The following is a 22,264-nucleotide window of genomic DNA, read 5'->3' as shown; positions in this document are numbered from 1 at the left end:
ATCAAACGACACTGATGACAAATACAAAACATAAAGAAAATCAACAACTTAATTCAATGTGGCGCATGAGCGTTGCACCAATGATGGACTGGACGGACAAGCATTGCCGCTACTTCCACCGTCTGCTCAGCCAGCACACCCTGCTCTATACCGAAATGGTGACCACCGGTGCTCTGGTGCATGGCGATGTGGCCCGCCATCTGCGTTTTGAAGCCGAGGAACATCCTGTGGCGCTGCAACTGGGAGGCTCGGAGCCTGCAGATCTGGCGCGCAGTGCGCGCCTGGGCGAGCAGTGGGGCTATGACGAGATCAATCTCAACTGCGGCTGCCCTAGCGAACGCGTGCAGCGCGGTGCTTTCGGCGCCTGTCTGATGAATGAGGCCGCACTGGTGGCCGATTGCGTCAAGGCCATGGCAGATGTGGTGTCCGTGCCCGTCACTGTCAAGCACCGAATCGGCATCGACAAGATCGAAAGCTACGATTTTGTGCGCGACTTCGTCGGGACCGTTGCCGACGCGGGTTGCCAGGTGTTTGTGGTTCACGCTCGCAACGCCTGGCTCAAAGGCCTCTCACCCAAGGAAAACCGTGAGATTCCGCCGCTGCGCTATGAGGTCGTGGCACAGCTCAAGCGCGACTTTCCGGGCCTGACCATCGCCGTCAACGGCGGCATCAAGACCGATGATGTGGCGCAGCAGCAGCTGCAGCAGGTCGATGGCGTTATGGTGGGCCGCGAGGCCTATCACAATCCCTGGTGGATGGCGTCCTGGGATGCTCTTTACTATCAGGATGAGAGCAAAGAGCGCACACGTGAACGTATTGAAGAGCAGATGGTGCTGTACATGGAGCGCGAAGCACGCGTGCATGGCACGCACTGGTATTCGATTGCCCGGCATATGCTCGGTCTGCGCAACGGTCTTGCCGGTGCGCGCCGCTGGCGTCAGGCCTGGAGCGACCACCGCCTCAAGACCCTGCCGCCGCACGAGGTGATGAAACTGGCCCGCACCAAGCCGAACGAAATCCAGCAGGAAGCCGCAGAGCAGATGCTATGACCCTGCATGAAAAGCTGACTTCGGTCAGCTTTTTTACTTTCAGATGCCGCGAAATCCGGCCTTCGTTGCGCAATCCCCGCAGATCCGGAGTTTGAAGGGAATTCACTACTTCGCATGTCAAACTCTGCTGTTATATTGCACTGCAACATAACCCGCAAAAGTGCCTCCGATGCTCTATCAGATCTACGAAATGCAGCGCGCAATGGTCGAGCCATTTGCAGACTTTGCCCAGGCCGCGTCCAAGTTCTACAACAACCCTCATTCGGTCTTCAGCCAGGTGCCCTTGGCCCAGCGAATGGCTGCAGGTTTCAACCTGATGTATCGCCTGGGCAAGGACTACGAAAAGCCCGAGTTCGATCTGCATAACGTCGAGGTCAACGGCGTGGATGTCACCATCCGCGAACGTGTGGAGATCGACAAGCCGTTTTGCGAACTGCGCCGCTTCAAGCGCTTCTCCGACGACCCAGAAACGTTGGATCTCATGCTCAGCCAGCCTGTGGTCCTGATCGTGGCTCCACTCTCCGGCCACTACGCAACCTTGCTGCGCGACACCGTGCAAAGCATGCTCGGAGGCCACAAGGTCTATATCACCGACTGGAAGAACGCCCGCATCGTGCCGCTGTCCGAGGGCGAATTCCACCTGGACGACTATGTGAACTATGTGCAGGAGTTCATTCGCTATCTGCAAGGGCGCTATGGCCAGTGCCATGTGGTCAGCGTCTGCCAGCCCACGGTGCCGGTGCTGGCAGCGGTTTCGCTGATGGCCAGCCGTGGCGAAGTCACGCCGCTGTCCATGACCATGATGGGCGGGCCCATCGATGCGCGCCGCTCGCCGACGGCCGTGAACAACCTGGCAGAGACCCGCAGCTACGAATGGTTCGAGAACAACGTGATTTACGAAGTACCGAACAATTACCCTGGTGCCGGCCGCCGTGTCTACCCAGGCTTTTTGCAGTACTCGGGCTTTGTGGCCATGAATCCCGACCGCCACGCCAACAGCCACTACGACTATTTCAAGGACCTGATCAAAGGCGACGAGGCCAGCGCCGAGCATCACCGCAAGTTCTATGACGAGTACAACGCGGTACTGGACATGGACGCCGACTACTACCTGGAAACCATCGCCACCGTGTTTCAGGAATACAAGCTGGTCAAGGGCACCTGGGAAGTCAGGAACGAGCAAGGCAAGCCCGAGCTGGTGCGCCCGCAGGACATCAGGAACACGGCCTTGCTGACGGTTGAAGGCGAGCTGGACGATATTTCGGGTGCCGGCCAGACCCGTGCCGCCCATGATCTGTGTGCCGGCATCGCTGCCGAGGCACGCCAGCATATTGAAGTGCAAGGCGCGGGCCATTACGGCATCTTCAGCGGCAGCCGCTGGCGCAAGACCGTCTACCCTCAGGTGCGTGACTTCATCCTGTCCCACCAGCCAGCCAGCGCCACGGCCGCCAGTGCCGCCGGTCACCTGAGCAGCGTCAGCGATGATGGGCCCGAGCTGGAAAGCAATGAAGCTCATGCCGACAAGCCTGTCAAGACTGCGAAAACAGGTCAAAATAGCGCCCCTGCCCAGAAAGGACGCGGCTCGCACCGCGCCAGGGCGTAAAGGCTCACCAGACCAGAATGAACTCATCCCTGTCCGCAGCCTCTTCGCTTCAAGCATTGGCTGCGAACATTGATGCAGCCCTGCCCCAAACACAGTGCACGCGCTGCGGTTATCCCGACTGCGCGTCCTATGCCCAGGCCATTGCAAGTGGAGAAGCCGCCATCAACCAATGCCCCCCCGGCGGCCAGGAGGGCGTGCGCCGCCTGGCGTCCATCACCGGCAGGCCGGAGTTGCCGCTCAATGCCGAGAACGGCCTGGAGACACCCCGCGCCCTGGCCGTAATCGACGAAGCCTGGTGCATAGGCTGCACGCTGTGCATCAAGGCCTGCCCTACCGATGCGATTCTGGGTGCCAACAAGCGCATGCATACCGTGATTGCCGAGCATTGCACGGGCTGTGAGCTGTGTATTCCCGTCTGCCCGGTCGACTGCATAGAACTGGTCAATGCCAGCGCCGACGCCACGGGCTGGTCCGCCTGGAGCGCTACCCAGGCCGGGCATGCCCGCAGCCGCTATGGCTTACATCTGCAGCGCACGGGCCGCAAGGCCAATGCGCCGGTGCGCACCACGGCGCAGCCCGCAGCAACAGAAGCCCGCGCTCAAGCCGTCACGACGGCTGCGCCAGCCCAGGACAAAAAGGCGGCGATTGCCGCCATTCTGGCCAAGGCCAAGGCTCAGCGCGCCCAGATTTGATACTAAACAAGCCCCTATCGCTTATATATAAAGCGCCAGCAGCTCTTTATTTGATAGCAATCTCTGGAACTGCAAAGCTCTACCGGGGTTTCACTAGGCGCCGACAAGGCTCTTGTAGACGCCACAACCCCAGTACAGTCCTGCGTGCTTGCAGACATAGGACATCTTGGTCTGCACCTGCTGATTGCTGGGGTTGATGTAGTCGTATTCCACCCAGCCCGGGCGAAGTTCGGCCTGGGCCATGATATCGGCCATCAGGCGGTCGCCGTCGATACCGGGTACGTCCTGCACACGCAGCCCCACTTTGGCCGGATTGCCGCCGAAGGCCCGGTACTCCCCTTCAGCGGACAGGGCAAACACATACATATCGCGGTCGTGAAACGGCTGCGCAGGATCGGAGACGACCTGCAGCAGGCTGGCGACACTCGAGGAGCTTCTGGCTTGCCGCATGGTCGCATTCACCAGTGCCACGGCCTCCTCTGCCGTGCCCTGTTGCAACCTGAAGCGCGACACTGCGCCCGACAGGTGCTGAGCACGCAGCTGCAACTCCTGCGCCTGCTGCAGCGCCTGGCCCACCATCTGGGCGTTGTGCTGGGTGATTTCATCGATCTGGTGCACGGCATTGCTGATTTCCTGAAGTCCGGTGCTCTGGCTGCTGGCCGAGTTCGAGAGCTCCCCCATATGGCTCACCACGTCGTGAACGGCCCGCGTCACCCCCTGGATTTCCTCGACTGCGCCGCGCAGCAGCTGCGTGCTCCGACCGACCTGCTGCACGGTTTCGCCGATCAGTTGCCGAATCTCCTTGGCGGCCTCGGCGCTGCGCTGGGCCAGCGTACGCACCTCGCTGGCCACCACGGCAAAGCCGCGCCCCTGCTCGCCGGCCCTGGCTGCCTCCACCGCCGCGTTGAGCGCCAGAATATTGGTCTGGAAGGCAATACCGTCGATCACCCCGATGATTTCCCGCATGCGCCCGGCATTGCGCTCGATCAGCTCCACCGACTGCACCGCACGCTGCATGGCTTGGGCCCCCTGGTCGGCTGCCAGGCGCACGCCGTCGGCGCGGCCATGGGCCGCCTTGCTCACCTCCGCATTGTGCTGAACCGCCGCCGTGAGCTGCTCGACACTGACCACGGTCTGCGCCAGATTGCTCGCCTGCGTCTCGGTACGCTCGGACAGGGCCTGATGGTCCTTGACCATACTCTGCCCGGCCTCGGCTACCAGTGCCGCGTTGCTGCGGACATCGGCCACCATGGCCGACAACGCATGCACCATGGACCCGGTGAGGCTTGATGCCGCCCGCTCATGGCTCGGCTCTGCGACTGCGCTCATGCTCAGGTCTCCTTGAGCGACCTTTTCCAGCGCCAGCTGCATGTTCTGCCACTGCTGTTGCCAGCTCTTGTGAAGAGCGCCTAGCCACAGCAGCACTCCCAGGGCCCACAATGACAACCAGCCCAACTGCAACGTTGCACTGAGCCCCAGCGCGGACAAAACAGGCCCGGCAAGCAGCCATGGAAGCCCTATCCACAGCAAGCCGGAATTCCTCACTCGTACGCGGTTTTTTTTGTCGGGCAAGATGCGCTTTTGCATTCCCAGTCTCCATTCGTTTTTTGTTGTTGACTTCGTTTGCTGACTTCGCAGCTTGTGCACGGTAGCCACTTGCTCTGTCACCCAGCTTACGTAACAAATTGCAATTTCCGGAGCCTGCAAACCCGCAAATTCGAAACCATGAGCACTGTTTTGTCATGCGAAAATGGCATCAGCCCATAATGTGTCACTATGAATCCCCTGCTCTCGCGCTTACAGCCTTATCCGTTTGAACGTCTTCGCCAACTGTTTGCCTCTGCTCAGCCGCCCGAGGGCCTGCGCCCCATCAGTCTGGGCATTGGAGAGCCGCGCCATGCCACGCCAACGTTCATTGAAAAAGCACTGAGCAGCGAACTGCAGGGCCTGTCCGTCTACCCCGCCACCGCAGGTCTGCCAGCCCTGCGCCAGGCCTGCGCCCAATGGGCCAACCGACGCTATGGCATCGAACTGGATGCCGCGACCCAGGTTCTGCCCGTCAATGGCTCGCGCGAAGCCCTGTTTGCCTTCACCCAGGTGGTGGTGGACAGCACCCGGGCCGGTGCGCGCGTCATCTGCCCCAACCCCTTCTATCAAATCTACGAAGGTGCGACGCTGCTGGCCGGGGCTACCCCCTATTACGCCGCCAGCGATGCCGCGCGCAACTTCGCCGTGAACTGGGATGCCGTGCCCGAAGAGGTATGGCAGAACACGCAGATGATTTTTGTCTGCTCACCCGGCAATCCCACGGGCGCCGTGATGCCGCTGGGCGAATGGGAAAAGCTGTTTGCCCTGTCCGACAAGCATGGCTTTGTGATTGCCAGCGACGAGTGCTACAGCGAGATCTACTTCCAGGAGGAAGCTCCTCTGGGCGGCCTGGAAGCGGCGCATAAGCTCGGTCGCAATGACTTCAAGAATCTGGTGATGTTTACAAGCCTGTCCAAGCGCAGCAATGTGCCAGGATTACGCAGCGGCTTTGTGGCGGGCGATGCGGCCCTGCTCAAGTCCTTCCTGCTCTACCGCACTTATCACGGCGGTGCCATGAGCCCTGTAGTGCAAACGGCATCGGTCGCTGCTTGGGGCGACGAAGCCCATGTGCAGGAAAATCGCCGCCTGTACCGCGAGAAGTTTGCCCAGGTGACGCCCGTACTGTCCAAGGTCATGGATGTCAAGCTGCCCGATGCCAGCTTCTACCTCTGGGCCGGCATTCCGCCGCAATTAGGCATGGATGATGCACAATTCGCCAAAGAGCTGTATATTCATACAGGCGTAACGGTTTTACCGGGGAGCTATCTGGCACGCGAGGCCCATGGATTCAATCCCGGGGCCAACCGCATCCGAATGGCTCTGGTGGCCGAAACGGCAGAATGCCTTGAAGCAGCTCAGCGTATTGCCCAGTTCATCGAGTCCCGCACACGCTGATTTCCAACCAAGGTCTGCCTTGCGCAGGCCTGATGACTCAACGATTCACCTCAACTTTCGATCTTTGACCGAAAACATCATGACGCAACAACTGCAATCCATCATCGACAACGCCTGGGACAACCGTGCCAATATCTCGCCTTCCGCCGCCCCCAAGGAAGTGGTGGATGCCGTGGAGCACGTTATTGCCGAACTCAACGACGGCAAGCTGCGCGTGGCCACCCGCGAAGGTGTGGGCCAGTGGACGGTGCACCAGTGGATCAAGAAGGCAGTGCTGCTGTCCTTCCGTCTCAAGGACAATGCGCTGATCAACGGCGGCGCCCTGAACTTCTTCGACAAGGTGCCTACCAAATTCGAAGGCATGAGCGAAGCCCAGATCGCCGCCACCGGCGTGCGCGTGGTGCCTCCTGCCGTGGCCCGTCGCGGCTCCTTCATTGCCAAGGGCGCCATCCTGATGCCGTCCTATGTGAACATCGGCGCCTATGTGGACGAAGGCACCATGGTCGACACCTGGGCCACCGTGGGCTCCTGCGCTCAAGTGGGCAAGAACGTGCACCTGTCTGGTGGCGTGGGCCTGGGCGGCGTGCTCGAGCCCCTGCAAGCCAACCCCACCATCATTGAAGACAACTGCTTCATCGGCGCTCGCTCCGAAGTGGTCGAAGGCGTGATCGTGGAAGAGAACTCGGTTCTGGGCATGGGCGTCTACATCGGCCAGTCCACCCCTCTGTTCAACCGCGAAACCGGCGAAATCACTTACGGCCGCGTGCCCAGCGGCTCGGTGGTGGTCAGCGGCAACATTCCCAAGCAGACCAAGGATGGCAAGGACTACTCCATGTATGCCGCCATCATCGTCAAGCGTGTGGATGCACAGACCCGCTCCAAGACCAGCATCAACGACCTGCTGCGCGACTGATAGGCGCCCGGCCATGCTCGCTCCGCCCTGCTGCGGAAGCTGCACCGGCCAGCCCTGCACAAAAGCCTGCCCGCTCATGAGCGCGCAGGCTTTTTTCATGCCGAAGGTCGGCTTTGGGCGTCATGCACCATCTGTACCGATTGGACACGCGCTAACATGCGCAGACAGAGAGGCTGCGCAAAAGAGGATGAAGAGCAAATGAGCACCATGGAAAAAATTCTGCGTCTGATGTCCGAGAAAAAGGCATCGGACGTGTATCTCTCCGCCCGGGCACCCGCGCTGATCAAGATCAACGGCATCTGCATCCCCATCAACAATCAGGAACTGCCGGTCGAAGCTCCGCTGGCCCTGCTCTCCGAAGTCGTCAAGCCCGAAGCCATCGAAGAGCTCAAGCAGACTGGCGAGCTGAACATGGCGATCCCCATGAGCGGCATCGGCCGCTTCCGTATCAGCGCCATGCGCCAGCGTGGCTCCTATGCGGTGGTCGTACGCTTTATCTCGTATCAGATTCCGTCGCGCAATGAACTGAATCTGCCCGGCATCGTCAGCGAACTGGTCATGGAAAAGCGCGGCCTGGTACTGGTGGTGGGTGCAACGGGCTCAGGCAAGAGCACGACGCTGGCGACCATGATCGAAGAACGCAACGAAAAGCTCACCGGCCACATCCTGACGGTGGAAGACCCCATCGAATTCCAGTTCCGCAACAAGAAATCGATTGTCAACCAGCGTGAGGTCGGCACCGATACCAGTACCCTCGCGACCGCACTCAAGAATGCGCTGCGCCAGGCACCCGACGTCATTTTGATCGGCGAAATCCGCGACCGCGAAACCATGTCGGCCGCGCTGGCCTACGCCCAGTCAGGTCACCTGTGCCTGGCCACCTTGCACGCCAACAACAGCTATCACACGCTCAACCGCATCCTGTCCTTTTTCCCCGAGGAAGTGCGCCCCAGCATGCTGGGCGAACTGGCAGCCTCGCTCAAGGCAGTGATCTCACAGCGCCTGGTCCGCGCCGTCGACGGCACGCGCGTGCCGGCCGTGGAGGTGATGCTCAATACCAAGCTCATCAGCGACATGATCGTCAAGGGCGACTTCGGCGGAGTCAAGGAGGCCATGGAAAAATCCATGGCCGAAGGCTCTCAGACCTTTGAGGAAGCACTGGCGGCGCTGGTGCGCAGTGGCACAATTGAGCGCAACGAAGCGCTGGCCTATGCCGACTCGCCCACGAATCTGATGTGGCGTATGGATAATGACGTCAGCCATGCGGCCACTGCTGTCAAAGCTCCGGCCATCACCGATGTGATCCTGCCCGGCGATGACGATATGCCGTCCTTCACGGAAATCACCCTGGATGTCAGAACCGCCTGAAGCCGCCCGCCAAGGCGGCTTTGGCATTGTTTTAGTTTCAAGCCCTCTCCCTACATGTCCCGGACCCTGCAACTGACCGAGCAGCTCATCAGCCTGCCCTCCGTCACTCCCGAAGATGCTGGCTGCCTTGAGCTGCTCGCCGATGCCCTGGTGCCCATGGGCTTTGCCTGCGAGCGGCTGGATAGCGGCCCCGCAGACTTCCGCGTACAGAATCTGTGGGCAAAACGCTCTCCAGCGCTTTCTCAGTCTACGCAAGGCACTATCAGTTCAGATAGATCCGTGCTGGTCTTTGCCGGCCATACCGATGTGGTGCCACCCGGCCCGCTCAAGGAATGGACCAGCCCGCCTTTTGTGCCCATGCACCGCGACGGCAAGCTCTATGGCCGTGGGGCCAGCGATATGAAGACCTCCATCGCGGCCTTTGTCGTGGCGCTGGAAGAGTTTCTGCAGGCCACGCCCGAGCCCGCCTTTGACATTGCGCTGCTGCTGACCAGCGACGAGGAAGGCCCCTCGGTCGACGGCACCAAGGTCGTGGTCGAGCAGCTACGCCAACGTGGCGAGCGCCTGGACTGGTGCATTGTGGGCGAGCCCACCTCGGTCAAACAGACCGGCGACATGATCAAGAACGGCCGTCGCGGCACCATGAGCGGCAAGCTCACCGTCAACGGCGTACAAGGCCATATCGCCTATCCGCAACTGGCACGCAATCCCATTCACGAGGCCCTGCCTGCACTTGCCGAGCTCGCCGCCACGGTCTGGGACCAGGGCAATGCCTTCTTCCCGCCCACCAGCTGGCAGATCAGCAACATCCATGGCGGCACGGGGGCTAGCAACGTCATTCCCGGCCACGTGGTGATCGACTTCAATTTCCGTTTCTGCACCGAGTCCAGTTCCGACTCCCTGCAAAAGCGCGTTCATGAAATCCTGGACCGTCACGGCGTCGAATACTCGCTGATCTGGACTGTGGGCGGCCAGCCCTTTTTGACCACGCCGGGCACGCTGGTGCAGGCCGTGCAGGCAGCCATCAAGGATGAAACCGGACTGGATACCGAGCTGTCCACCACCGGCGGCACCAGCGATGGCCGCTTCATCGCCCAGATCTGCCCCCAGGTCATCGAGATGGGCCCGCCCAATGCCAGCATCCACAAGATCGACGAACACATTGCCGTGGCCGATATCGAGCCGCTGAAGAACATTTACCGCAAGACGCTGGAGCAACTCCAGCGCCAGCAGACCGCATCCCAGACCGCATGAGCACTACCAGCACAACCCTGATCTCCGGCAACACTGTTGCCGAACTGATTGCCAGCGGCACCCAGGCGCTCACCGCTGCCGGCGTGGCTTTTGGTCATGGCACGGCCACGGCCGAAGACGAAGCGGCCTGGCTGGTGCTCTGGAAGCTGGGCCTGCCTCTGGACAGCGAGCTCACTCCAGGCGCTCCGGGATCTGTCGCAAATCAGCCTGTTTCCCTTGATATACAAGCGCAGACAGCTACACTTTTTGATGAGCGTATCCGCAGCCGCAAGCCCGCCGCCTATCTGACGAACGAAGCCTGGCTGGTAGGAGTGCCCTTCTACATCGACGAGCGCTCCATCGTGCCGCGCAGCTTCATCGCCGAGCTGCTGGCCGACGGCAGCATCGACGGCTGGCTGTCCGACAAGACTGTGCAAGTGCTGGATCTGTGCACCGGCAACGGCTCTCTGGCCTGCCTGGCCGCCATGGCCTATCCCGAAGTCCGGGTGACCGGAGCCGACATCTCGACCGATGCCCTGGCCGTCGCCCGCATCAATGTGGACAAGCATGGGCTGCAGGATCGCGTGACACTGCTGGAGAGCAACGGTATGAGCCAGGTGCCCGGCCCCTGGGATCTGGTGCTGTGCAACCCGCCCTATGTGAACTCCGACAGCATGGGCAAGCTGCCCGCCGAGTACCAGGCCGAACCCGAGCTGGCCCTGGCCGGCGGCACCGACGGCATGGACTTCATCCGCCAGCTGCTCCAGGATCTGCCTGCGCGCCTGAACAAGGATGCCGTGGTGGTGCTGGAAATCGGCAATGAAAAGCCATACTTCGAGGCCGCCTTCCCTGATCTTCCCGTGTTCTGGCTCGACACCAGCTCGGGTGACGAGCAGGTGCTGCTGATTACCGAAGAGGCCCTGCGCCACTGGTCCGACAACGCGCTGTCCTCATAAAGGCAGACGCTGTCAGCCAAAAAGGCCCGGTCGAACCGGGCCTTTTTTCTTGTTGCCGCCGCCAGACCGGCGCTGTCAATACGCCATGATGCGTGTGGCCAGCTTGGAGATCGGCGTGCGTATCAGTCCCTCGACCCTGGTCGGCAACAGCATGGGTTTGAGCAACATGCGCACGGCCAGATCGGCAGGCAGACGGCGGCTGACCAGCTCGTAGATGCGCTGGGCCATGTCCTCGAAGCGCGTGCTGCCATCGGCAAAATAACGCCCCTTGTGCGCCCAGACATGGCGCAGTGCGATATCCGAATCGCTCTCGCGCAGCTCCTTGAGACGGCCGTACAGTGCCTTGGCAATGCGTGCACGGCCCACGGGCGACTGCTGCTGCAGCTCCTTAAAGTACTTGAGGAAATGCTTGAAGTGGTTGACCTCGTCATTGCGGACATTGCCCAGCAACTCGCTGAGCACCGGCTCGTCGCTGAGCTCGCGCAAGGTGTGATAGTAGGCCGTGGTGCCGGTCTCGACCACGCAGCGCGCCACCATTTCCAGCCGCGGGTCGGGGTAGAGCTCCTCCATGGTGCACAGCTGCGAATATTCGGCGAAAAAGCTGTCATACGCTTGCTGCCAGGGAAACTCCGGCCATACGGCCTCCACATAGGCCCGTAGCGCGCGCCCATGTTGCAGTTCCTCGAACTCCCATTGATCCTTGAGCCAGACCGCAATTTCGGGCCAGGCCGCGTAATGCTCCGCGAGATTGGCCGCATAGGTATCCGAGCCGGTTTCGATGAACGAGGCGCTCATCAGCAGAAAGAAAAGATCCTGGTTGTGCTCTATGGCGCGGCGATCGATGGCAGAGAAGTCAATGTCTTCAATGCGCCAGTGGGCAGAGCCGTTTCTGCTCGAAGTGGTTGAAGGTGAAGAGAGGGACACGTTTTGCTGCATCAGTTGTAGGACCGACATACTGAATCTGTCGGGCTTCAGACTTAGAGATATGCCATCTTGTCGACATTTGGCCCTTGCGCCATGTCAGATTACGCCGACATTACAGGAGGCTAACAATTCTTCAAATAGCCTTCTACAGGCTTTCACACCAGCCTTCAAGCTGATTTTTTAAGTGGCAACCATGGATCTTCGCGGGCTTCGTTATTTCATCACCGTGCTGGAGGCTGGCTCGATCTCGCGGGCTGCCCATTCCCTCTATGTGGCCCAGCCGGCACTGACCGCGCAGATCAAGAAACTGGAGTCCGAGCTCGGCATCCAGTTGCTGGAGCGAACCCATGCAGGAGTCACGGCCACGCCAGCGGGCAGCCGGCTATACGAGGATGCCCGCCGCCTGCTCTCTGATGCCGACGCCATGTGCGAACGCCTGCAGCGCCTGCCTATGGGGCCGGAAGGCTCGGTCAGCATTGCCATGCCGTTCCTGCTGACCGGACTGCTCATGGGACCGGTGATTGCCGGCCTTCGCCAGAGCCACCCGCGCATACGGGTGTTTGTGCTCGACGACTCCAGCCTGATGGTGCAAAAAGCCATGCTGGAGCGTCGTGCCGATCTGGGCGTTCTGGTGGACACAGCCAGTCTGCAGGGCCTGCAGGTGCAGCCCATGGCCACCGAGCCCATCTATTTCTGCGGCCATGATGCACAGGGCAAGGTCGCACCCCTGCTCTATCGCCACAGCACGGCAGAAAACACTCCCTGCCTGGACTTTGCCCATGCTGCGGCACAGCCACTGGTGTTGCAGTCACGGCGCTTTTCCATACGCCAGACGGTGGAGCAGGCTGCCAGCGATCTGCAACTGGGTCTGAACATCGTGCACGAGCATGACTCGGCCCGTGTCATTCGATCGCTCTATCAATGCGGCGGGGGCTTTACCTTCAGCCCCGCCTGCTCGGTGGCAGAGAACCCCCTGCCCCAGAACTCCGGCAGCGCCTGGATCGTGGCCAGAGTCTGCAACCCCGATCTGCAACGACGCTACTATCTGGCGCGCCAGCCCGGGCGCACCCACGACGCGGCGGTACAGGTGGTTCAGGACGCTCTTCTGCGGCAGGTCCAGGCTATGATCGGCGAGGGCCGCTGGCCAGCCCACTGGGACTACGCCGAGACATAAGGCACGGCCAAGCATGGTGAACACGGCAAATGCAGCGGCCAACTATCAGAACTGTGAGCTGTGCCTCTGGCACGGGACAAACCCGCAGCACGGCACCCTGCAACCAGGCATGTGCGGCACAAGCCGTTGATTTTTCAAGCCATCAAAAATATTGATGAGGATGGATAAGCAAACGGTATTTCCTTGATCTCCTTCGTTTTGGGACAGTTTGAGCAGATGCCGCACATCGGTGCGACGCTGCTTCAACAAGGACTTGCCCATGACCACTGCTTTGCCCGCGGCCAATATGCCTGACGCCCCTGTAACGGGCGCACCTCTGCCGGGCGCCCCTATATCCAATGTCGGTGCACTCGTTGCGCGCTGCTGCCGTCTGTATGCCGACCACCTTGCGGTGACCAGCGCCAGCAAAAGTCTCAGCTATGCCGCGCTGGAGCAGCGCAGCAACCGCCTGGCCAATGCCTTGCTGGCACAGGGTCTGCAGCGTGGCGACCGCGTGGGCATCTACCTGCCCAACTGCACCGAAATCGTCGAAATCGAGCTGGCCTGCTACAAGGCCGGCCTGGTCAAGGCACCGTTCAACGCCCGCCTGTCGCCGCGTGAAGTGATCGAGATAGCCGACAACAGCGATGCAGCCCTCATCGTCACCACGGCGGAACGTGCCGAGAGCTTTCGCGCCCAGCTACGCAAGCCGCAGGTTCGGCTGATACTGTTGGGCGACAATGAAAATAATAGCTATGAGCGCTTGCTGGAAAAGGCTTCAGACCAGTTTTCATCGGTATCCGTGCATGAACACGAAGTGGCCGTGCTCCACTACACCTCTGGCTCTTCGGGCACGCTCAAGGCCGCCATGCAGACCTTCGGCAACCGCCTGGCCCAGCTGCGCAAGTTCCTGATGCGCGGCGAAGGCATGCAGCCTGGTCATACCCTGAGTCTGGTGGGCCCTGTCACCCATGCTTCGGGCATGCAGCTGATGCCGGCCCTGTGCACAGGCGCCACCATCCACCTTTTCAGCAGCTTCGAGCCTGCGCGCTTTCTGCAGGACATGCGCAGCCTGCGCGTGACCCACACCTTCATGGTGCCGACCATGATCAATATGCTGCTGGCAGAGACCGCAGGCCGCTACCGCCCCCTGCCCGATCTGCTGCGCCTGGGCTACGGCGCCGCCCCCATGGCACCGACTCGCATTCTGCAGGCCATGGATGTGTTCGGCCCGGTGCTAAGCCAGGGCTACGGCGCGGGAGAAACCACCTCGGGCGTCTGCGCACTTACCGTGCAAGACCATCTTTATGCCCGCGCCGCCAGGCCCGAGCTGCTGTCCTCCTGCGGGCGGCCTTTTCTCGAGTCCTGCGTGGAAGTGGTGGATGACGAAGGCCGACCACTACCCCAAGGTGAGGTAGGAGAGATTGTGGTCAGCGGGGCCGACGTGTTTGCCGGCTACTGGCGTGCTCCCGAGCTGACGGCCGAGGTGCTCAAGCACGGCCGCTATCACACCGGCGACCTGGCACGTGTGGACGAACAAGGCTTTGTCTACATCGTGGACCGCAAGAAAGACATGGTGATTTCGGGTGGCTTCAATGTCTATCCGTCCGAAGTGGAGGCCGTGCTCCATGAACATGCGGCGGTGCAAGACGCCTGTGTATTTGCCATACCCGATGACAAATGGGGTGAGGCCGTGGCTGCCCACATCGTTCTCAAGCAGGGGCAGACACCCGGTGACACGGGCATCAACGAGGCCATCGACCGCTTCTGCGCCGATCGCCTGGGCGGTTTCAAGCGCCCGCGCCATATCGAGTTTGTGCAGCAGCTGCCCAAGAACCCGAATGGCAAGGTCATGCGCAAGACCGTGCAAGCGCCCTACTGGGCCAACCACAGCCGAAAGGTGAACTGAGATGAATGCCAAAGACCCCATGCAAGCCGCATCCCCGAGCTCTGCCTTGCTTGCCATGCCGTTTGAGGGCTCGCCGCGCGCTGCCGAGCTGATTGCAGCCCTGCAGGATTTCCTGCAGGGTGAGCTCGCAGAGCTGGCCCAAAAGCACGGCATCAGCCATGACAACAGCGCCAGCAAGGAGTTGCTGCGACAGGTCTGGAAGCGTTCGCGCGCGCTGGGCTTCTACGGCATGACGCTGCCCCGCGCCATGGGCGGCGAAGAGCTCTCGGTGCTGGACCAGGTGCTGATCAAGGAAGCCATCTATGCCAGTGGCTCACCGTTCGCTCCCCATTTGCTGGGCGAGCTCAGCGGCCCGCCGCGTATCGGCTCTCTGGTGCGCAAGGCCACGCCTTTTCAGATGGAGCAGTTCATCGCACCTGTTGCGCGCGCCGAAAAAGCTATCTGCTTTGCGCTGACAGAATCCCAGGCAGGATCCGATGCAGGCGCTCTGCAAACCAGGGCCGTACGCGAAGGCGAGCACTATGTGCTGACCGGCCGCAAGCGCTTTATCTCTGGATCGCCGTTTGCCGACTTTGCCGTGCTCATGGCATCCACCGCCTCCGAGGGCAGCGCCGAACGGGAAATCAGCGCATTCTTTGTGGACCTGGCCGCACCTGGCGTGGAAGTGGTCAGCGGCTACAAGACCATGGCCGGGCAGTCGCACACCGGCGATATTCATCTGAACGCCGTGCGCGTGCCCGTGGCGCAGCTGATTGGCGAGCCAGGCCGCGGCCTGGGCCTTGCGCTGGGGCGCATTACCGTCAACCGACTGCTGCACTGCCCCGCCATGCTGGGTCTGGCACAGTGCGCGCTGCGCGATGCGCGCGACTATGCGCTGAGCCGTCAGCAGTTTGGCCACAGCATTGCCCAGTTCCAGTCCATACAGCACATGCTTGCCGATATGGCTACCGACTGGACGGCCGCCCGCGCGCTGATGATCCAGACCGCCCGCGCGCTGGATGCAGGCATTGATGCACGCGCCCAGGCCTCGATGAGCAAGCTGTTTTGCTCGGAAAAAGCCTTTGCCATCGCCGATCGCGCCGTGCAGATCCACGGCGGTGAAGGCATTGTCCAGGGCCGACGCGTCGAGTTTCTGTTCCGCATGCTGCGCATGTACCGTGTGCTCACCGGCACCAGCGAGATCCAGCGCAACACCATTGCCAAGGAACTGCTCATGCCCTGACGGGACATAACCAGGCAACTAAAAAAACCAGGAGACAAAATGAGCAAGCAATCCTTGAACCCCTCTGTCGGCAACAGCGAGCGCCGCGCTTGGCTGCGCTTGGCTGGCGCCAGTCTGGGCGCCGCAGGCCTGGGCGCTGTGGGTCTAGCCGCCCAGGCCCAGAGCTGGCCCAGCCGCCCCATCAAATGGGTGGTTCCCTATATGGCAGGTACCGGTCCGGACAATGCCGCGCGCATCGTCTCCGAGGCGCTGGGTCAGCAGCTGGGTCAGCCTGTGGTGATCGAAAACCGGCCCGGCGCAGGCGGCAACATCGGTGCGCGCCAGGTCGCCCGCGCTGCTGCAGATGGCTACACCCTGCTGTATTCAGGATCGCCCATGGCAGCCGCCATGCGCATGTACAAAAACCCAGGCTTTGAGGTATTCAAGGATTTCCGGCATGTGATGGGCATGTCTCGCTCGGACATTCTGCTCGTGGTTCATCCTGGCTCCGGGCTGCGCAGCCTGGCCGACCTGATCGCCGCCAGCAAATCCCGCGACATCGATTACGCCTCTGGCGGTGTGGGCACACCGTCGCACCTGGGGGTGGAGCTACTGCTCTCGGCGCTGCAGATCCAGGCCACGCACGTGCCTTACAAAGGGGCGTCCGATCTGGTCAACGCAGTGCTGGGCCAGCAGGTGGTGTTTGCGGCGCCTATCTTTTCCGTCGCCTACCCCCATGTGCAGGCCGGCAGGCTGATCCCGCTGGCAGTCGCCGGCGAGCAACGCAACGAAAAGCTGCCCCAGGTCCCCACGCTGGAGGAGGCCGGCGTGAAGAATGTGCATCTGAGCTCCTGGGGCGGCCTTTCCGTGCCCAGGGACACGCCGCAAGCCATCACCACTAGGCTGCGCAATGCCATGGATGCGGTGCTGAGCCAGCCCAAGGTGCGCCAGATGCTGGAGATGGATGGCGGAAAGGTGCAGATTCTGGACTCTGCTGCCTACACCCAGGCGTTCGAGCATGAACTGAAATTCACCGAAACCATGATGAAGCGCATAGGCCTTCAAGCGGTCTGACGACTCCGACTGAGCCGCCGTGACCGGGGCACCGCCGCCCTCGGCTCAATCCCGCATGCTCCTGGGTCTGCGGGCATTCGCGGATAATTGGCTCCAGTCATGATCAGTCTCAAGAACATCACGCTGCGCCGCGGCACCAAAGTCCTGCTCGACCAAGTCAGCACCACCATCAACCCGGGAGAGTCCGTCGGCCTTGTCGGCCGCAACGGTGCGGGCAAGTCCAGCCTGTTTGCCCTACTCAATGGCAGCATCAGCGAAGACGGAGGTGATTTTTTCATCCCTCCTCAGTGGCGCATGGCACAGGTGGCCCAGCACATGCCGGAAACCGACGAATCCGCCACCCGGTTCGTACTGGATGGCGACACGCGCCTGGCCGAGCTGAACGCCCAGCTGGCTGCAGCCGAAGCTTCCGGCGATGGCATGGAAATCGCTCAGGCCTATGTGGATCTGGCCGATGCCGGTGCACATGATGCCGAATCGCGCGCACAAGCCCTGATTCTGGGTCTGGGCTTCAAGGTCTCCGAGCTGGATCACCCCGTCAACAGCTTCTCGGGCGGCTGGCGCATGCGTCTGCAGCTGGCCCGTGCACTGATGGCTCCCAGCGATCTGCTGCTGCTGGACGAGCCCACCAACCACTTGGACCTGGATGCCCTGGTCTGGCTGGAGGCCTGGCTCAAGCGCTATAGCGGCACGATGATCGTCATCAGCCATGACCGCGAATTTCTGGACGCCATCACCAACGTCACACTGCAGATTCAGGGTGGGCAGATCAACCGCTACGGCGGCAATTACTCGCGCTTTGAAGAGCTGCGTGCTCAGCAACTGGAGCTGCAAGCGGCCAGCTTTGCCAAGCAGCAGGAAAAAATGGCTCACCTGCAGAAGTTCATTGACCGCTTCAAGGCCAAGGCCAGCAAGGCCAAGCAGGCACAAAGCCGGGTCAAGCAGCTGGAGCGCATGGAAAAGATCGGGCCGGTGCTGGCCGAGGCCGAATTCACCTTCGAGTTCAAGGAGCCAGCCAATCTGCCCAACCCGATGCTGGCCATCTCCGACGCAGCTTTTGGCTACGAGGACGAGGACGGCAACCAGACCACCATTCTGCGCGGCGTCAACCGCTCGGTGCTGGCGGGACAGCGCATCGGCATTCTGGGAGCCAACGGCCAGGGTAAATCGACCCTGGTCAAGACCATTGCGCGCGAGATGAAGGCGCTGGCCGGTACCGTCACCGAAGGCAAGGGCCTGAACATCGGCTACTTTGCCCAGCAAGAGTTGGACGTGCTGCGCCCCAGCGAGAACCCGCTGGAGCACATGATCCGGCTGGCCAAAGAACTCGGCGCTGCTGCGCCTGCCGCCAGCCGTGAACAGGACTTGCGCAACTGGCTGGGCACTTTCAACTTCAGCGGCGACATGGTCAAGCAGTCTGTGGGCAGCATGAGCGGCGGTGAAAAAGCCCGTCTGGTGCTGGCCATGATCGTCTGGCAACGCCCCAATCTGCTGCTGCTGGACGAACCTACCAACCACCTGGACCTGGCCACCCGCGAAGCGCTGGCCATGGCACTCAACGACTTCGATGGCACCGTGATGCTGGTCTCTCACGACCGTCACCTGCTACGCGCCGTATGTGAAGACTTCTGGATGGTGGGCCGCGGCGTTGTCGGCCCGTTCGACGGCGACCTGGACGACTACCAGCGCTATTTGCTCGAAGAGTCCAAGCGCCTGCGTGAAGAAGCACGTAACGCCGAACAGCAGGCCGCCAGCACTCCGAAGGTGCAAGCTCCGGAAGAAATCAAGCCAAATCTGCCTGAAGCCCTTGAACAAAAAGCGCCAGATACTCCTAAAGTGGAAGCGTTCAGCGACACCGTAGCCGACCCCAAGGAGGCCCGCCGCCTGGCTGCTGCAGCTCGCCAGCAACTGGCCGAAAAGACCAAGCCTTTCAAGAAAGAGCTGGAACAGATCGACAAGACACTGCCCAAGCTCAATGCAGAGCGCGGCACTCTCGAAGCCAAGCTGGCCACGCCCGGCCTGTCGGGCGGCGATATCGTGGAAGCCGGCAAGCAGCTAAGTGCAGTCAACGCCGAGATCGATCAATTGGAGGAGCGCTGGCTGGAGCTTTCGGAGCAGATCGAAGCCCTGTCCACCGAAACCTGCTGAGACCGTAAAGCAAGCCCTGCCATTGCCCAGCATTGGCAGGGTGCTATTCATTTTGAATAGATTCAGCAGCCGCTGAGAACATCAGCAAACGTGAGTTGCATTTTCTTGCGCGGTTGATTCAGCTTCTTGTCAACCTGCAGTTCAGGCCAGGCGTTGAACACGCAAAGGAGTGAACTGCAATGACCACCACTGTTACCGACACCGCCAAAGCCCAGCCTGTAAAGGCAGCAGCAGCTATGTCTCTGATGGCCTGGCCCTGGGACGAGCGCGATCGCAAGCGTGCCCCCGCATTCGCAGCCTGATGATCACTGGATAAAAGAACAGGCAAAAAATTTCCAAAAAGCTGTCAACGAGCTGAATCTGTCAGACGTTAAACAGACATACAGGAGAGATTCCCATGCAAACCACGAACATCATGTCCATCTGGCCCGAAGACGAACGCGATCGCAAGCGCTAAGCGCTCGCCGCGCAGCACTGTGCAGACCAAAGCGCAGTGTGTTGCAGCCAGGTGCCCGGGCAGTCGGCACTGATAGGCCAAAGAACCCACAAGCCTTACTGCCCCGCGCTCGACCTGCCACTCCCTGAAGTGGCTCCCATTCCTCAAAACCCGCATGAATGATTTCTGCGGGTTTTGTCATTTGCCAAACCGAATTTCCCGGCCGCAGGCGAGCAGTGCAAAGCAAGGGGGCATGAAAAAAGGAGCCTGAGCTCCTTTTTTGCTGGATGCCTGAACAGGCTTAATGCATGTGCAGACCGCCGTTGACCGCGAAGTCAGCGCCGGTGGAATAGCTGCCCTCTTCCGAAGCCAGCCAGGAGATGATGGAGGCAATCTCTGCAGGCTCGCCCAGACGCTTGACGGGCACGCCCGCCACGATCTTTTCGAGCACATCGGGACGAATGGCCTTGACCATATCGGTGCCGATATAGCCCGGGCTGACCGTATTCACGGTCACTCCCTTGGCGGCCAGCTCTTGCGCCAGCGCCATGGTGAAGCCATGCATGCCCGCCTTTGCGGCCGAGTAATTGGTCTGACCGGCCTGGCCCTTGGCACCGTTGACCGAGCTGATGTTGATGATGCGGCCCCAGCCCTTTTCCACCATGTCTGCCACCACTTGCTTGGTGACGTTGAACATGGAGTTGAGGTTGGTTTCGATGACCGACTTCCAGTCATCCGGCGTCATCTTGACGAACATTCGGTCGCGAGTGATACCCGCGTTGTTTACCAGCACATCGATATTGCCGTGCTCTGCCTTGGTCTGGTTGAAGGCTTCGACGGTGGATTCCCAATCCCCCACATTGCCGACCGAGGCATAAAACGTGTAACCCAATTGCGCCTGCTCGTCCAGCCACTTGCGGTAGTCGCGCGATGGTCCGCAACCCGCGATCACCTTGAAGCCATCCTTATGCAAACGCTGGCAGATTGCGGTACCGATACCGCCCATGCCCCCCGTGACGTACGCTACTTTCTGACCCATTCATCTCTCCTGTCAATCAATGGTTATTTCACGATCACACTATCAACGATAAACATATTTAGGTATTGCTTATCGTTTTGAACGCCACACACCCTGCACGCTGGCCATGCCAGTATGCAATCGAGTAGGTCCGAATGAACCCGCTTTCGCCGTGGTTTACCTCGTGATCTTCCCTAGGGTCGATGGGAGGCGGGCTTCAGCGGGCTGCTCAGACTGCGCGGCCTTCAGGAGCACCGCAGCAGTCTGCAATCCTGAAGCCTCAGCAGGCTTCCAAAGCCATAGCAACACCCATGCCACCGCCGATGCACAGGCCGGCCAGGCCCTTCTTGGCACCGCTGCGCTGCATTTCATGCAGCAGCGTCACCAGAATGCGGCAGCCCGATGCACCAATGGGGTGACCGATGGCGATGGCACCGCCGTTGACGTTGACCTTGGCGGTGTCAATACCCAGATCCTGGTTCACCGCGCAGGCCTGTGCAGCAAAGGCTTCGTTGAGCTCGAACAGGTCCACATCGGCAGCCTTCCAGCCGGCGCGATCCAGCGCCTTGCGCGTGGCATAGACAGGGCCCAGACCCATGACCTCTGGGGCCAGGCCGCTGGTGGCATAAGACACGATCTTGGCCAGAGGCTTGAGGCCCAGTGCCTTGGCCTTGGCCGCCGTCATCACCACCACGGCCGCAGCGCCATCATTCAGACCCGAAGCATTGCCGGCGGTCACCGAACCCGCCTTGTCGAAAGCGGGCTTGAGAGTGGCGAGCACATCGGCATTGGTCTTGCGGTTGATGTATTCGTCGCTGTCGAACACGACGGGATCTCCCTTGCGCTGGGGAATGTTCACAGGAACGATTTCGTCCTTGAACTTGCCTGCATCCTGCGCAGCTGCAGCCTTTTGCTGGCTGGCCAGTGCCAGCGCATCCTGCTGTGCCCGGCTGACGCTTTTTTCCTTGGCCACGTTCTCGGCAGTGATGCCCATGTGGTACTGGTTGTAGACATCCCACAGCCCGTCCACGATCATGGTGTCCACCATCTTCCAGTCGCCCATGCGCTGGCCGTCGCGCGAATTGGGTACGGCATGGGGCGACAGGCTCATGTTCTCCTGGCCACCGGCAACCACGATTTCGCTGTCTCCGGTTGCCACGGCCTGAGCCGCCAGCATCACGGCCTTCAGGCCGGAGCCGCAGACGGCATTGATCGTCAGCGCAGGAGTCTCCTTGGCAATGCCGGCTGCCATCATGGCCTGACGTGCAGGGTTCTGTCCGGTCGCTGCCGTCAGCACCTGACCCATGATGACTTCACCGACCTGGTCCTTGCCCACCTTGGCACGGGCCAGAGCCTCGGAAATCACGGTCGCACCCAGCTGGGTTGCAGGAATCTTGGCCAGAGAGCCGCCGAACTTGCCGACCGCCGTACGCACGGCGGAAACGATAACGATGTCTTCCATTGCTGACGAACCTTTCTAGGTTTCTTACAAGTGATGCATGCGTGCGGGTCGCATTCTGTTCATCGTGCCACCCGACGCTTCCTATCACGGTGCAAACCTTGTTTGCTGCACCGCAATATGGAACTGATTGTGCCTCAGGCCTC

General features: G+C 61.0%; 17 protein-coding genes and 2 pseudogenes. 14 read left to right on the top strand and 5 right to left on the bottom strand.

Features of this window, described 5'->3' with window-relative positions:
- Positions 1–56: 56 nt before the first annotated feature.
- From dusA to rsxB, 3 genes are all read left to right on the top strand, one after another.
- A complete protein-coding gene (dusA, locus tag ACLBXN_RS15220) occupies positions 57–1,049 on the top strand; it encodes a tRNA dihydrouridine(20/20a) synthase DusA (RefSeq protein WP_447612685.1) in 993 nt (330 codons plus the stop codon).
- A gap of 169 nt (positions 1,050–1,218) precedes the next feature.
- Positions 1,219–2,652 (top strand): polyhydroxyalkanoate depolymerase, encoded by a 1,434-nt coding sequence (locus ACLBXN_RS15215; RefSeq protein WP_211456431.1) that lies wholly within the window; start codon positions 1,219–1,221, stop codon positions 2,650–2,652.
- Between the two features lie 17 nt (positions 2,653–2,669).
- Positions 2,670–3,344, top strand: a complete 675-nt coding sequence (rsxB, locus tag ACLBXN_RS15210; RefSeq protein WP_447612684.1) for an electron transport complex subunit RsxB — start codon at positions 2,670–2,672, stop codon at positions 3,342–3,344.
- 93 nt (positions 3,345–3,437) lie between these two features.
- On the opposite strand, the pseudogene ACLBXN_RS15205 reads toward rsxB, so the two are convergent.
- Positions 3,438–3,833, bottom strand: a pseudogene (locus ACLBXN_RS15205) (cache domain-containing protein); the annotation flags it as partial.
- A gap of 165 nt (positions 3,834–3,998) precedes the next feature.
- Positions 3,999–4,541 (bottom strand): annotated as a pseudogene (locus ACLBXN_RS15200) (methyl-accepting chemotaxis protein); the annotation flags it as partial.
- A 579-nt stretch (positions 4,542–5,120) separates the two neighbouring features.
- Here ACLBXN_RS15200 and dapC point away from each other — a divergent pair.
- The 5 genes from dapC (at position 5,121) to prmB (ending at position 10,796) form a co-directional block, all read left to right on the top strand.
- Positions 5,121–6,326 carry a succinyldiaminopimelate transaminase gene (dapC, locus tag ACLBXN_RS15195; protein ID WP_447612683.1) on the top strand — a complete coding sequence of 402 codons (1,206 nt, stop codon included), beginning with the start codon at positions 5,121–5,123 and terminating at the stop codon, positions 6,324–6,326.
- 79 nt (positions 6,327–6,405) lie between these two features.
- Positions 6,406–7,239: a 2,3,4,5-tetrahydropyridine-2,6-dicarboxylate N-succinyltransferase gene (dapD, locus tag ACLBXN_RS15190; protein ID WP_043005088.1), complete on the top strand. Its 834-nt coding sequence runs from the start codon at positions 6,406–6,408 to the stop codon at positions 7,237–7,239.
- A 198-nt stretch (positions 7,240–7,437) separates the two neighbouring features.
- Positions 7,438–8,607, top strand: coding sequence for a PilT/PilU family type 4a pilus ATPase (locus ACLBXN_RS15185; protein ID WP_447612682.1), 1,170 nt, complete (start codon positions 7,438–7,440; stop codon positions 8,605–8,607).
- Between the two features lie 54 nt (positions 8,608–8,661).
- Entirely contained in the window at positions 8,662–9,861 is a 1,200-nt protein-coding gene (dapE, locus tag ACLBXN_RS15180) for a succinyl-diaminopimelate desuccinylase (RefSeq protein ID WP_447612681.1), read from the top strand.
- Positions 9,858–10,796, top strand: a complete 939-nt coding sequence (gene prmB, locus ACLBXN_RS15175; RefSeq protein ID WP_447612680.1) for a 50S ribosomal protein L3 N(5)-glutamine methyltransferase — start codon at positions 9,858–9,860, stop codon at positions 10,794–10,796. Before dapE ends, prmB begins: the two co-directional genes overlap by 4 nt.
- Before the next feature lie 75 nt (positions 10,797–10,871).
- Here prmB and ACLBXN_RS15170 read toward each other — a convergent pair whose 3' ends face one another.
- A complete protein-coding gene (locus ACLBXN_RS15170) occupies positions 10,872–11,732 on the bottom strand; it encodes a ferritin-like domain-containing protein (protein ID WP_407716288.1) in 861 nt (286 codons plus the stop codon).
- A 181-nt stretch (positions 11,733–11,913) separates the two neighbouring features.
- Between ACLBXN_RS15170 and ACLBXN_RS15165 the strand changes: the two genes are divergently transcribed.
- From ACLBXN_RS15165 to ACLBXN_RS15140, 6 genes are all read left to right on the top strand, one after another.
- A complete protein-coding gene (locus tag ACLBXN_RS15165) occupies positions 11,914–12,894 on the top strand; it encodes a LysR family transcriptional regulator (RefSeq protein WP_407713083.1) in 981 nt (326 codons plus the stop codon).
- 286 nt (positions 12,895–13,180) lie between these two features.
- Positions 13,181–14,782, top strand: a complete 1,602-nt coding sequence (locus tag ACLBXN_RS15160) for a class I adenylate-forming enzyme family protein (RefSeq protein ID WP_447612708.1) — start codon at positions 13,181–13,183, stop codon at positions 14,780–14,782.
- A gap of 1 nt (position 14,783) precedes the next feature.
- Complete coding sequence (locus tag ACLBXN_RS15155) at positions 14,784–16,004, top strand: acyl-CoA dehydrogenase family protein (RefSeq protein WP_447612679.1); 1,221 nt, start codon at positions 14,784–14,786, stop codon at positions 16,002–16,004.
- A 39-nt stretch (positions 16,005–16,043) separates the two neighbouring features.
- Entirely contained in the window at positions 16,044–17,057 is a 1,014-nt protein-coding gene (locus ACLBXN_RS15150) for a Bug family tripartite tricarboxylate transporter substrate binding protein (protein WP_447612678.1), read from the top strand.
- A 99-nt stretch (positions 17,058–17,156) separates the two neighbouring features.
- Complete coding sequence (locus tag ACLBXN_RS15145; protein WP_447612677.1) at positions 17,157–19,205, top strand: ABC-F family ATP-binding cassette domain-containing protein; 2,049 nt, start codon at positions 17,157–17,159, stop codon at positions 19,203–19,205.
- Between the two features lie 179 nt (positions 19,206–19,384).
- Complete coding sequence (locus ACLBXN_RS15140; protein ID WP_003054819.1) at positions 19,385–19,507, top strand: hypothetical protein; 123 nt, start codon at positions 19,385–19,387, stop codon at positions 19,505–19,507.
- A 435-nt stretch (positions 19,508–19,942) separates the two neighbouring features.
- Here the strand turns inward: ACLBXN_RS15140 and phbB are convergent, their stop codons facing one another.
- Together phbB and ACLBXN_RS15130 are read right to left on the bottom strand one after the other, a co-directional pair.
- On the bottom strand, positions 19,943–20,680 hold the full coding sequence (phbB, locus tag ACLBXN_RS15135) for an acetoacetyl-CoA reductase (protein ID WP_003064980.1): 738 nt from the start codon (positions 20,678–20,680) through the stop codon (positions 19,943–19,945).
- 259 nt (positions 20,681–20,939) lie between these two features.
- Complete coding sequence (locus tag ACLBXN_RS15130; protein ID WP_211456442.1) at positions 20,940–22,121, bottom strand: acetyl-CoA C-acetyltransferase; 1,182 nt, start codon at positions 22,119–22,121, stop codon at positions 20,940–20,942.
- Positions 22,122–22,264 lie beyond the last annotated feature (143 nt).

It is taken from the genome of Comamonas sp. C24C, from assembly GCF_053345995.1.
Note: the sequence above shows the minus strand (reverse complement) of the source record. Positions and strands in the feature narration are given on the sequence as shown.